The sequence below is a fragment of the Paenibacillus sp. 2003 genome (assembly GCF_031455635.1).
In the GTDB taxonomy this organism is placed as follows: domain Bacteria; phylum Bacillota; class Bacilli; order Paenibacillales; family Paenibacillaceae; genus Paenibacillus; species Paenibacillus amylolyticus_B.
Map to the genome: position 1 here is coordinate 359,379 of NZ_JAVDTB010000001.1, position 13,546 is coordinate 372,924.

A 13,546-nucleotide genomic window follows, 5' to 3' on the forward strand; every position below is an offset into this window, starting at 1 on the left:
CAAAAGCCCTTCCTTTTTATATTGAAGAAAGGAGTGAAGCCATTGCCAGGTGTTATAGACTATCTTAGAAAACCTATACAGCCCCAATATTTTTTGGCAAAGCCGAATCGGGAGATCATTAGCAAAATGAGTGAGATTTGTCATGACTCCATGAGTATACGCTTAAATGATGTTAGCGAGTTATCATTCTCAATACCGTACCAGCAGGATATTGCCCATGTCTTGCACAGAAACAAAAATGTAGATCTGATCAAAGAACGATATTTAGTAAAAATGGTGCAAGGTACCAAGATAGAGTGGTTTACGGTAAATAGCCTAGGGGATGATCTGGGTGATGCGGACATGCTAAACGTCCGTTGCTACTCTCTAGCCAGGGAATTGTCAGACAAGCGTATCCATAGTTATCTTGCAGAATCATATCATGCAGAACAAGTGCTGACGGAACTGCTGGCCAATACGCTTTGGAACATTGATTATCTCGATGCCGATTTTAAATTAAGTTACAGGACATTCGATTTTTCATCTAATAGTGCCCTTGAGGCCGTATTCTCGGTAGCAGAGACATATAACGCGATTGTTCATTTTAATACAGAAAAACGACTAATCAGTATGACCAAGCCAGAACTGACCGGAATTAATCGAGGACTCACCGTGGGTTATGGGAAATTGTTAAAAAGCATGAATCGAGAGACAAGTGCTGAGGAAATGGTTACGAGATTATATGCCAGCGGCAGGGATGGTTTAGGAATTCAGAAAGTCAATCCTACAGGACAGAATTATATTGAGAATTTCGGCTACTGGTTGTATCCGTTTGAACGTGATTCTTCTCGTAAAGTCATTACCTCAAGTCTTTGGATGTCTGATGGACTATGCCATGCTTTACTTGATTACAATCACTTGGTTGAGTCTAACAAGGAGAAATTCAATCAGTACCTGGATCAACTCCAACAGTATGAAAAGGATCTGATTCCATTACAGATTGATCTGAACAAGTTACAAAACGACGAGGCTGTTTTGGAAGAAGTGACACTTTCCCAACAGTTCGCTGATAAAATGTTTTTGGAAAAATATACTCATTCGAGCAACTCATCTCGAACGTTTAAACTTAATTCAGATTATGCATATGCTGTCATGATGCGACTTGAGCCTGCTGCTGGAGTATCCGTTTCAGTGAATGGAACATGGGTCAATGCAGTATCTGGAAAATGGACGATGCTAACCAGATCTAAGGGAACTGATTCGGTTACGGTAAGTTTAAACGGGGGTGCAGCAAGTTGCTTCATTCAGGTGAACACGATAAGCCTGGGTGAATACGAGACCTCTTCCAATGAAGCTACCATTGTGGATCGATATAGTTTGGATCAGAAAAAGAACCAGATCTCCCTGAAAGAGGTCGAAATTTCAAACCTGAACAGCAAGATTATGGCGGTTAAGCAACAAATTACACAGCTACAGACCTTATTAACGGCTGAGAACAACTTTTCCTCAGAGCAACTACAGGAGCTCAACTACTTTGTTATTGAACGAGAATTTAATGAAGACAAGTACATTGATGAAAAGGATCTGTACGAGGCAGCTCTTGAAAAATTTAGGGAACTACAGGTACCTCAACTATCTGTGGATATAGATATTGTTAACTTTCTGGAAATTGTGGAGGAGCAGCTTAACTGGGATAAACTCAATCTTGGGGATTATGTCAATGTGAAATATGAATCAGTTGGTATTGGTGTGACCGCCCGTATTAGTGAGATTCAATATAACTATGATTCGTCTTCCATCAGTCTAACGTTGTCCAACATTAAAAATGTAAATGATGAATCTACCCGAATTGAGAGGTTTCTAAATGAGACCAAGAATACCTCAATCGTTGTTGACACCAATAAGACAAAATGGGGTCAAGCTGTTGTTGATTCATCTGATATGAGTAAGCTGTTTGACCGATTCTGGAATAAGGTTACGAATGAAATCAATATGTCCATTAACAACACAGTGGATATTAATAACAAAGGGATTACTATTACTGATCCGGATGATCCATTACGTTTTCTACGTTTGACAAACGGTGCACTTGGCCTGACACGATCAGGGGGGCTGAGATATGAAACGGCCATTACGGCAGATGGACTGATTGCTGAAATGGTGCTAGGCAAGATTATTCTGGGTCAGCGGGTTGTGATAGGCGATACAACAGGTGTGTTTACCATTGAGGGGTCCAGATTGATGGTCGATGACCGTTGTGGACGTGAAGTTGTGAAGCTCGGATTGCTCTCGGAACAACCGGATCGTTTTGGATTTTTCCTGAACCGGTACGGTTCATCTAACTGTAATGATACGACCAAAGTTAATCGCGTTTCTATGACAGCGGATGAAGGATTCATTATCGAACGTTTTCGTAACGGGATTGCTGATAAAACATTTGGTACTTCGCTTGATGGAGATCTGTTTGTCAAAGCTGGCGTGGATGATCAGGTCTTTACAATTGATAAAAATGGTTTGGCTCTCGGGTCCAGTGTATGGGCGAGAGCTCCTTTTCATGCAGATTATTACGGCAATGTCTGGATGAATAAACTCTATGCGGATTCAGCAGAGATTCAAAACTCTTTGTTCAAAGATGGCCAGATCGAAGGATCATCACTAACCTTGCGAGATGGGGCAGGTGTGATGAAGATGTTCCCATTGAAAGGATTCTGGGCAGGCGCAGAAGAGTTTGAAGATGCTATTGCATCCATTGCCATGGACGGTACTGCCAAATTCAAAAAGCTGAAGATAACGGATAATCAAAACACGCTGTTGATTGATTCGGAGCAACGTAAGATATTCATGAATCAATGGGACATTGTAGGTGCGGGAGCGATCGATGCAGAACTGATCGCCGCAACGATGGTTACGGCAGAGGATGGTTTCATAAGTTCAATCGTGTCTGGCAAAGTTTCGACTTTGACGCGCGCGGCAGTACAAGGATGGTCCAACTACATCAAGATTGAAGGGAAAGAGTTAACCTTTCTGACGAGTATGGTTGAGGCGGGAACGGGTACACATAAAGCATTATCGGATGGGCGTAAGTTATATTGGCGTAATGCCAGTCAATCTGGTGAAATGACAACGGATGTAACCAGCTGGCCAGTGATGGTCTATGGAATGACAGACAAGACCAAAATGAAGCTGTATTTTGAAGGAGATGGACAGACAGCCTATCCGATTATCAGTATGGGTGAGGGAGACGCAAGGCAATACGGCAAAGGTCTAATAACCAAACCCAATGGGTCCCTCGAACTGTTATATTCGGCACAATCCAATGGAAGAGGAAGAAGTCTGAAATTCATGGATGACAAAGTGATTATGGAGTCTGAATCCGGACCAGTTGAAGTAAGTGGTAAAGAAATTATTTTCAAAACAGAAGCCGGTTCAACCATTCATATGAAAAACGATGGTGATATTGAAATTAAAGCTAATCGCAATATTAAAATTAACGGCCAACGTATAGACCTGAACTAATAGTAGATCTGGAAAGGAGGTGATTACGATAACCATTCGGGATGCACTATATTTTTCGTATGCAGGCCAAAAATCTGTGGATTTTGGCATCATTAACGTTAATCTTAACAGCGGTATGTTGGAAGAAAATTTTGCTCCTTCCCGGAGTATTGTGGAAGAGAAAATCAAGGGAAGGGATCAACCTTATTTTATGAGAACTGAGGTTGAACCGCTGCAATTCTCGGTCTCTTTTGCATTTGAAGAGAGTTGGGACTCAGACAAGATCAGGGAAGTGGCGAGATGGTTAACGCAACATGACTATTATCAGGAATTAACATTTACCACCGAAGAAGGGGTGAATCCTGAAAGGATTTTTTATGCACTCGTTGTAGATGAAACAACACTTATACACAATGGACTGAGACAAGGTTACATTACATTGACGTTCAGATGTGATTCGCCGTATGCCTACTCTCCAGTTATGACAACGCGAACGTATGAATGGAAAGACCGAATCTATGAGTGGAAACCGGCTTTTCAAACAGGGATAGATTCCAAATCGGTGATTGTGAATTCAGAAGGTCATCTCGCCCTAAATACGAACCGACCTAAATGGAGCGATTACCCCAAATATACTACATGGAGTGAACTGAACTGAATTCGGAAAGGAGAGAATTATGTCAACAAATACATCCAAGCTTCAATTAAAAATACCAGCATTTACAGATGAGATTGAGAACACCATTCGAGATTTGGGTGAAAACTTTCAAAAGTTGGACCAGATATCCGATGACTTTGTAACAGACATCCCTATTCGTGGGGACTATCTGCAAAATGCGACACTACGTAATGCCAACTGCGTATATGGCAGTTATTATGGCTGGGTAAACACACGTACTGGTAAAGCTGCTCCCAAGTGGGAGAGTGTACATTCATACAAAAATGGAGATTACATCGTGCCAACGGTGGATAATGGTCATGTGTATCAATGCATCCAGTCCGGTTACTCGGGTTATCGGGAACCTGTTTTTCCGATATCAGAAGGGTCTGAATTTCAGGATATTCGGGCAACGAGTCAATGGGCTTCAACCACTCTGTATCAGAAAAATGATATGGTGCTGCCTTCAATAGATAACGGCAGATACTACATATGTATCCAGGCAGGAGAGTCCGGTGATCAAGAGCCAATATGGACTACGATTGATGGAACAACAATGTATGACAAGAATGCAGTCTGGTCCACCCATCGAATCGCAAAATGGAAAGAAATCGGTTCAGCTGCCTGGTTTCGACCTTTTGGGAAGATTGAGTAGGTGTTTATATGGCTAATTGGCTGTCAGTAACACATCAAAAAGGTCATTATGTATCTCGTCCAATTCAGATTCCTATTGAATCGGGAGGCGTGTTAAGTCGGGTAAATTGGGTTAGTGAAGTTAGTACGGAGAGTTCCAGAATTACCGTACAGACGAGACATTCAATGGATGGAATGGAATGGAGTTCTTGGGAAACGTGCATCAATGATGGAATTGTACCTGGACTGAATGAAGACACAGCGGTCGATCAGCATCATTTTATGTATCGTGTCTTGTTTGATACAAATGACTTGAGTAAATCACCGAAATTGAAAGAAATCACTTTTTCGTTTGAGCCGGTTCTTGTGCTGTTCAATAAAGGAGATCAGGTCTGTAAGCCTGAAATTTGGATTCACAAGCAAGGGAACGGTGACTTTCAGATTGACAATCAATCCCGGCATGCTGAAGAGTTTCATTTCAAGAATCTGTTACATGATGAGGAAGTGTATGTGGATAACGAGAGACAACATATAGAATCCTCTCTTCCTGTAACGTATAGATATAAGGATTTCAACGATCAATTTCTAAGTTTGTCTGTAGGGAAAAATATTTTGCGTGTTCGTGGAGATGCACGAATCCAGTTCAGATATCAATTCAAGTTGTTACAGTAGGAGGTTATATGACTGGAGTAGCTTATAACGGTTCAAGTGTAAGTCAGACAAGTAAAAGTGGGCATGTTACATACGACATTGAAAATTGGGTTCCTACAGAATGGGGAGGCTACTGGACATCAGCTGGTAGTGGAAGCACCAATGCAGTCATAACCTCATCGGGGATAGCATCCAACTCCACGGTGTATGTGAACGGACGGGCAGTTACCTGTGTGAACGACCCTTCTCCAGATACATGGACCGCAAGTCCTGCTGTACCAACGAGTAATGGCTCAACAAGATATATTAACATACGACCCTCGACATCGGGCAGTGGACAGGGAAGAGTTGCATCAGGGAGTACGACCGTATTTGCAGGAGCTAAAGCCATTGGCAGTGTCAATTCAACGGTTACCACATCATTGGGGACTTCGGCCCGAATCACGACTGGAAGCAGCAATGTACATACAAACTAAATATTGAACGAAAGGAGGTGAACTATTGTCAAATTTACATACACATATGCAGTATAATGATCCCCTCACAATTATTGCCCGCAAGGGGGATGCAGTAGATCCATTTGTGGATCGGACAGATTCGTTACCTGTCATTAATAGCATGATCACTTTACTTGAAATCCCTTCATCTACCAATAAGGTTGTTATTAGTGGTTTTGTTGAGATTGACCAACATGTATACGAAAAAAAACAGAAGTTGGCAGAGAATGAGTTTCTCGTTCATTATGGTATGGGTACCATTCAATTTCACCCTTCTCAAGAAGGGAGGGTTCATATATGTCGCTATAAAGGTAGAGGACTCATTATGTATCCTGCCTCACGAATCTATGCAATGATTACGCGTAATCCGGATGTTATCAAAACATTGCAAGATTTTATAGAAGAATCACAGCGTAAGCTGGATGAGACGCAACTGGCGATGGAACGAGTAGAAGAAGTCATTCAGCAGTCCATAGACCAGACAGGGCAAGCGCGGCGTGCTACGGATCATGCCAACCAGGCAGCAGATGAAGCGTTAGAAGCTGCTGATCGAGCCAAAGATGCCTATCAAACGACTCGACTCGTATATAAAAGTCCGGTATCGGATCTTCGTGAACTGCGGGACACTTACCCTTTTCCTGAGACAGGCTGGACGGTTCAAACTTACAAGGATGGCAAAAGATATCGTTATGATGGAAACAACTGGATTGAGATTGATGTATTTGGCCAGAATTTGCAGGTGGTTAATCCATATAGGGATGGCTTAATGAGTGTAGCGGAGCATTTGAAGTTAAACGAAATTCCATTGGAAGTCCAAGACCGTGTAATTGTATTCTGCAAAGAGTCTTATGTCTTTCAGGAAGTCATAGGGGTAGTAGCTCCTTTCCCATTCCATGGTGAGATCCTGGATGTGAAGGGTTTTTGTGGTGTCTATGGAGAAACAGAGACAGAGATCAGAATTGAGAAATCCAGAGATCTAATCCACTGGGTGGATATTATGGACTCTCCATTGGAGTTTAATGCACTAGCTCATGTTGACAACAAGAAGGCGAAGTTTAGTAGCAAACAAGTTTCGGCAGGGGATTTATTTCGGATTCAAATTATCAAAGCAGGACTTGATATTCAACATCTTACAATTCAATTAACCATAAGAACATAAAAAAAGGAGAATGATTATAATGACACAACCAATTATTACATGGATGGACGCAACGCACAGCAAGGAGATTGTAGGACCGTTTGATTATGGTGTTATTGATGCAGATACCAAAAGTGAAATTCGTATTTTTAATGTGTGGAACAACAAAGGTGGTGCGACGGATGTGTCCAAAATGGAGGATTGCACCTTTACAACGCGGGATATGGATGGGGGCACTGGTGATACGGTTAAACACGATATTGAAGCTGTTAAAAACAACTGGTTTCATGTGCAAGTGGACTCACTTGGGGAGAACGATTTGGATGAAGAGAGCTCTCGTGTAGGCAAGGACTTTTCGAAACCTATTGGAACTACGGGCAAAACTACGGTGGATTATTCGGGAACACCTTATGCAACACCACTAGTACCGGGTGCAAAAGAGATTTTGGGAGTCAATAATAATGGAGATCAAGAAGACGCCGCAGGTAACTATGTAACGCTGTCCATTCAATGTGAAGTACCCTTGAATGCTCGTAGTGGTAAACAAGAGTTCAAGAAACGTATCTCCTATCGTTACGTGTAAGAAAAGTTAATGATGCAGACAGGCTATTATAGCCTGTCTTATTATTTATCTATGAGGAGGAAAAACTGTGATTTTAGGTCAGAAACAGTACTCTCGTTCACCTGTATCTCAAGCTTATATATGGATTGCCGATTATTATGATGGAACGTATCTGAGTGAGTACGATCTTCAGACACAACATCCATACTGCTTTTATGACATCAACAAAGAGAAGTTGGTGTTATTCGGATTGATGGGCCAAGGATCCCAAGTTTATTACAATGTTGCCAATGGAGTTTTTCACATTAATGCTGATCGTTACTCCATATCTTATGAATGTGAGGGGCAGGAGTACCCTTTAACCGGGAGAACGTTTGTATACAATGACATTATTCAATTTAAAAATGGATCCTCAGAAGCGAATATGGCTGGATTTTCAGGGCAAGGCAATTCAGGGGCTTTCAGAAATACGATTGAATGTTTTAACTTTGGTTACAAAAAAACAATGAATCTGAATGATGCACAAATTAATTTTCAATGCGTGTGCTCCCTGCCTCTAAAGGAATCCGTATTCTTTCAAATAAAAATTTCATCTAACTTGGACTTGCCTGGGCAACTCGTTATTCGTAAAAACGGGTTTGTCGTAGACCGAATCATAGCCCCTCTGAAGGCAAATCATGCAGGGATCATTAACTGGGACATTCGTTGAGTTGGATTTTGAGATGAGATAGGTGGTGAGAGTATGGCAATTCAAGAAATTGCACTGGATATAGATCTATCTGTAGGTATTTTTCAAGATACGATATTCGAGGATCAGAAATTGAAATTAAGAGAGTTGGGTCAGGATGCGGACGGGAATTCAATCTATCCAGCTACTGGATCTTGGGAGTCCACCGCGATTCGAATTCAGGATAAGATCACATCATTTAAAGGTGTGGCTTCAAGTGTAGACGTAGTAGGGGGAGCATCATACAAAATCTACTGGAGTACATCTGAGGATGGCTTTGAGTGGGGGGCGTATGAGGAAATCGTAGCAGATGTAACTGCTCCTAAATCTCCAGCAAAGTACGTGAAGGTGAAAATTGAGATTTTTGCTGAAAAGAAATATTCGAACTTTTACATAGACGATTTTAATCAGAAGGATAAATACAGTAATCCTTTTATTGAAAGTGATTCGGGTTCACTAGGCTTAAAGAAACTATATCAATTGAACATGGAACGAGCCTTGGATACTCCAACAGGGATGGTGCTAAATCAGAAGGTTGAAAAAGTGAAATTTAAGAAAGTGGATAGAATTAGACTAAGATAAGGGGGGATTTTATGCCAGTTCCAGCGACTACAGGACAATTGAGAGCGAATATTAAAGACATGGAGATTGGAGACTATATTGTTTGGAGATATGACTCTGCTGGAGAGCAGTATATAGATGGGACTTTAGGTACAAACGAAATACCTGTAAATGGGTTGGTTGGTACTACAAATTTAAACAACTATTACTGGTACGCTATTAAAGTAGACAAAGGTCTTTTAATCTCTGATCGCATTAGACATCATACTGTCACTTGGGATTCAATGAATGCAAATAAGATTATTGAAGGATTGCCTAAAACCTTTGGTGGCGTATCAGGTGTTGTACGCAGTATAAGTGGTGGGGTAGGATATGCAGACGCAAATGGAAATTTAGTGATGACGGATCGAGGATTGGGAGCATTCCCCAATAATAATGAATATGACAAATATATTATGAAGTCCAATTTGGGTGGCAAGGCTACACCTAATGATGATAATGTTTGGCATCACCATAACGTGTTTTGTTGGGCAAAGGAGACACCTGTTCTTGGTTCATGGACTACGAACAAAGGGACAGCCTTAACAGCGAATTCAACAAGCAGAATAGTGCGAGGTTTTGAGAAACGAGATGACAATAGAGGTGTTGCTTTTACAGGAACCGCAGCATCTCAGAATTATATTGGGTTTCGTCCAGTATTTGAATATAAGGAGGTGTAATGATGGCTACAGTAGGAGATCAATTAAAACAACCAGAAGTAGGATGGAGACGTTACGATGACACACATGTTGGTTTAAAGTATACAGGAAGTTGGTACAAGGTAACCAGCACAAATTACTATAATGGCAGTGTGAACGTAACAACCAGAGCTGCAGACAACAATTATGTTGCATTTTCTTTTTATGGAACGAAAGTTAGGATCATATCTGACATTGCACAAGATAGACATTCTGATAATACGATTACTGTAGATGGTGTAACTGAATCCTTTAATACCAACAAATCGGGCACTGCTGTATTATATGCAATCGTTTATGAAAAAATGAACTTACCTCTTGGATTTCACACAGTTACAATTATGGTAGGGCATAATCGCACTAACTTCATCATGGACGCTATAGATATTGATGAGTCAGGATATCTGTATGGATATACTTTAACAGCTCCAGAAGCAGGATGGAGAAGATTTGACGATACACACAATGCTTTTGCTTATCTTGGAGCGAATTGGATTGCTTATACAGGGGCAAATCAAGGTATTTACAACAATACTCATCACTATACATCTCAAGGAAAAGGTGACACTGAAATTAGGTTTAAATTTTACGGAACCAAACTTAGACTAATATCAAGCATAGGTCCGGCTTTTGCAAATGATATTTCAGTGATCATTGATGGAGTAACTGAGAAGTTTAATCCAAGAATGCCAACAACAGCGGACGAAAGACAGAAAGTAACCTATGAAAAAACTAATCTACCATTAGGTGTTCATGAAGTTAATCTTATCAGCGGAACGAACGGAGATTGGAGGTTGGATATTGATGCTGTAGACATTGATGAGAATGGTTATTTGGTAGCGCGGGTTGGACAACAACTGACAACACCAGAACCAGAGTGGAAGAGGTATGACACGGACAACAACGCACTGTATTTGGGTACAGATTGGAAGACAGTAGTTAATGCCACAGGACGTGCATTTGAAGGAGGTTCTGTTAAGTATAGTAATGTAATTGGGAATTATATAAAATTTTCTTTCACAGGAAAGAAACTTCGTCTTATTGCAGAATATCACAACCTATACGATCCAAATGTTGAAGTTAGTATCGATGGAGTTGTTGAATATATTAATTTATCAACTACCTCCTCTTCATATCAGCCTCAAAGATTAGTTCTCGATAAAATCAATTTATCTGACGGTAGTCATGAGGTTGTAGTTAAAAAGATTAGTGGGACAGGTAATTTTCATATTGATGCTGTTGATATTGATGTAACTGGACGCATGATAAGATATATTGGATCTCAATTGACCACGCCAGACGAGGGGTGGAAGAGATATGATGATAGTGTATCTTCTATTAAATATGTTGGAAACTTCACCAACGGTGTTGGTGCTGGTGCATATAATGGATACTCTAATTACACTTCAACGATAGGTGATAAAATTATTTTTGATTATGAAGGAACTAAACTAAGATTAATTGGAGCACGATATACCAATCGAAGTGACTTAATTGAAGTTTACGTTGATGGGAAATTGCATGGGACTCATTCGCAACTAGGATCAGAACTTGCACAAGTGCTTCAGGTTGAAATTGTGGGATTACCGAAAGCAAGACATCAAGTAGAAATTGTGAATAAGTCCAGTGGATCATCGACTACTTTTATGGCTCTTGATGCAGTAGACATTGACCTTGATGGTCGTTTGTTCCATCCAGATGAAGTAACAAGTGTTGGAGAACTTGAGATTGGAAAGCGTATTAGATGTAATTACGTTTCGAATACTGCTGGTGTGGCAGGAGAGTTTAAAAATATAGGAAAGCAAACATCTGACTTGATCTCAACAACATCTATTCCGAGTGCTCCTAATGGCGATTTCTATTTCATTGTTGTAGATGAATATAATGGTAAGAAAATTTTAATTGCAGACAGGAACATTCAATCATCTGTATCATGGGATGCATTGAACAGTAGTGGTCTTGTATTTGGCGTTCAAAAGGATTTGGGAGAGAAGAACTATATATTCGTTGCAAGACTTCTATCTGGTGGATATTCGGCGGCAGACAAAGACAATGATTGGGATCAGTACATTGTTAATTCAACACTAAATGGTAATATTATTGCTGGAGATGATAGGGTATGGAATTGGAGCGGGGGATACGGTATTACAAGCACGACAAATTTTAATAGTGTAAACAGAGTCCGAAGAGGTTCTCTTACAGCTTTAACACATACCGCGATAGCTTCTAGTTCCACTATAGGATATAGACCATTATTTGAAGTTGAAACTTTGCCAATGTTTAAATCGTTCGTCAAACATGATGGAGCATATAAAAAATATGAGCCAAAAGTTTTTATAGAGTCGAATGAGAAAACTCCTTCAGGGGAAGCATTTGGATGGAAGACAATAACCGCAATTTTGCCTTCAGAAGACACTTTTATTAATGATGGAATGGATGATCTATCTGTATTTGATAGAAAAAACGAACATTTTGTTCAGACCATGACTGCCAATGGATCACTAGGATCAGGTAAGTTGTTCAAAGGAAGCATTGATTTGAAAAAGTACTTTGAAATAACAAATGTAAGTGTGAAGTAGGGCTTGAATGCTCTACTTCTTTTTGTTTTAAAAAAATGATTTTAATTAGAAAGGAGATGAATATAGAGATATGAGTATATCATGGAGATCGTTTACTGGTGTTACCTTGAGCAACAACGATTTAACTGCCACAATGCCTACTCACACACAATCTACCATAGCAACTGGAAATGGAGTATCTTCGGGTAAATGGTACTGGGAAGTGCTAGTGCAAAGTGCGGGTGCAATAGTAGGTGTAACTAGCACTACCACAGGTGGACAGATATGGAATACTGTGAAACATAGAGGTTACTTTAGTGGCGCGGCAAAATGGGGAGGAACTTCGGGTACTTCTTATGGAGCCACTTTTGGCTTAGGAGATATAATAAGCGTACTATTGGATATGGATACTGGAACAATCGAGTTTTGGAAGAACGGCGCTACACAAGGCGTAGCATTCACGAACGTCAAATCTCTTGGGACTGTTTATCCTTTTTATGGAAACCCAACAGGGACTGGTGTACCGTCAACTGCAACTGCTAGATTTGAAAGGAAAGCATTCTCTTATCAAGTACCACAAGGATACCTACACTATGACATTAAACATAAAATCTTACTTTCATCTGGTAGTAAAGTATACTCATTAATAAAAAGGTTCTCAAATAACTTGATTCCGGTCATGACATCCAACACTACTCCGTCTGGTAAGGCAACTACAAGTAGTATCTACCATGTCAATTATAGTGCTTGGAAGGCATTTGACAGATTGGATGACCAATATCCGTGGGCATCAACATCAAAAACTGGCTGGCTGGCATATGAGTTCTCTAAACCTGTAGTCATAGCTAAATATGCTATATTGGCTAATAGTGCAGAACTAACTCAAGCACCAAAGAGTTGGATTTTTGAAGGCTCTAGCGATGGTGTCAATTGGACTGTATTAGACGCACAAAACAATCAGGTTGGATGGCAATCGGGATTGAAAAGAGAATTTGCAATTATTAATAAAAAGTCTTTCATTCAATACAGGATAAACGTAATAGATAATAATGGAAGCACTCTGTTATCTATCAGAGGTTTTGAAATGTATAATTATGAAATTAATTCAGATAACTTGGCTACCATCTCTAATCAATCAGAACAAACTTTTATTAGATATGGTATGGACTTATCAACTGGTATTTACATGTTTAATGGAGTCCAGTCCGTTGAAACCAAAGATAATGTATTAAGTTCAGGCAAAACATATGAACACACAATTGATATGTCAAAACGCCGAGTGGATAAAATTACGATTGGCTAAATTTATGAGGAACACATCTATATGGTGTGTTCTATTTATTTTTGAAA

The 13,546-nt window shown here is 40.1% G+C and carries 12 protein-coding genes; all 12 read left to right on the forward strand.

The features are described from left to right. Positions 1 to 33: 33 nt before the first annotated feature. The 12 genes from J2X75_RS01805 (at position 34) to J2X75_RS01860 (ending at position 13,499) form a co-directional block, all read left to right on the forward strand. Entirely contained in the window at positions 34 to 3,495 is a 3,462-nt protein-coding gene (locus J2X75_RS01805; RefSeq protein ID WP_440432935.1) for a phage tail spike protein, read from the forward strand. A 19-nt stretch (positions 3,496 to 3,514) separates the two neighbouring features. Further along, positions 3,515 to 4,132 (forward strand): distal tail protein Dit, encoded by a 618-nt coding sequence (locus J2X75_RS01810; protein ID WP_310333966.1) that lies wholly within the window; start codon positions 3,515 to 3,517, stop codon positions 4,130 to 4,132. A 19-nt stretch (positions 4,133 to 4,151) separates the two neighbouring features. Further along, positions 4,152 to 4,787: a hypothetical protein gene (locus J2X75_RS01815; RefSeq protein WP_310333968.1), complete on the forward strand. Its 636-nt coding sequence runs from the start codon at positions 4,152 to 4,154 to the stop codon at positions 4,785 to 4,787. Positions 4,788 to 4,795: 8 nt separating this feature from the next. Beyond that, positions 4,796 to 5,437 carry a phage tail domain-containing protein gene (locus J2X75_RS01820; RefSeq protein WP_310333969.1) on the forward strand — a complete coding sequence of 214 codons (642 nt, stop codon included), beginning with the start codon at positions 4,796 to 4,798 and terminating at the stop codon, positions 5,435 to 5,437. Positions 5,438 to 5,445: 8 nt separating this feature from the next. Next, on the forward strand, positions 5,446 to 5,892 hold the full coding sequence (locus J2X75_RS01825) for a hypothetical protein (RefSeq protein WP_310333970.1): 447 nt from the start codon (positions 5,446 to 5,448) through the stop codon (positions 5,890 to 5,892). A 25-nt stretch (positions 5,893 to 5,917) separates the two neighbouring features. Continuing rightward, positions 5,918 to 7,072, forward strand: a complete 1,155-nt coding sequence (locus J2X75_RS01830) for a hypothetical protein (RefSeq protein ID WP_310333971.1) — start codon at positions 5,918 to 5,920, stop codon at positions 7,070 to 7,072. 19 nt (positions 7,073 to 7,091) lie between these two features. Continuing rightward, positions 7,092 to 7,634 carry a hypothetical protein gene (locus J2X75_RS01835; RefSeq protein WP_310333973.1) on the forward strand — a complete coding sequence of 181 codons (543 nt, stop codon included), beginning with the start codon at positions 7,092 to 7,094 and terminating at the stop codon, positions 7,632 to 7,634. 67 nt (positions 7,635 to 7,701) lie between these two features. After that, positions 7,702 to 8,322 carry a hypothetical protein gene (locus tag J2X75_RS01840; RefSeq protein WP_310333975.1) on the forward strand — a complete coding sequence of 207 codons (621 nt, stop codon included), beginning with the start codon at positions 7,702 to 7,704 and terminating at the stop codon, positions 8,320 to 8,322. Positions 8,323 to 8,355: 33 nt separating this feature from the next. Beyond that, complete coding sequence (locus J2X75_RS01845; RefSeq protein ID WP_310333976.1) at positions 8,356 to 8,922, forward strand: hypothetical protein; 567 nt, start codon at positions 8,356 to 8,358, stop codon at positions 8,920 to 8,922. A gap of 11 nt (positions 8,923 to 8,933) precedes the next feature. Then, on the forward strand, positions 8,934 to 9,620 hold the full coding sequence (locus J2X75_RS01850; protein ID WP_310333978.1) for a hypothetical protein: 687 nt from the start codon (positions 8,934 to 8,936) through the stop codon (positions 9,618 to 9,620). Further along, positions 9,620 to 12,217, forward strand: coding sequence for a hypothetical protein (locus tag J2X75_RS01855; protein ID WP_310333980.1), 2,598 nt, complete (start codon positions 9,620 to 9,622; stop codon positions 12,215 to 12,217). The genes J2X75_RS01850 and J2X75_RS01855 overlap by 1 nt, the downstream gene beginning before the upstream one ends. A gap of 70 nt (positions 12,218 to 12,287) precedes the next feature. After that, a complete protein-coding gene (locus J2X75_RS01860) occupies positions 12,288 to 13,499 on the forward strand; it encodes an SPRY domain-containing protein (RefSeq protein WP_310333983.1) in 1,212 nt (403 codons plus the stop codon). The last annotated feature ends 47 nt before the right edge of the window (positions 13,500 to 13,546 follow it).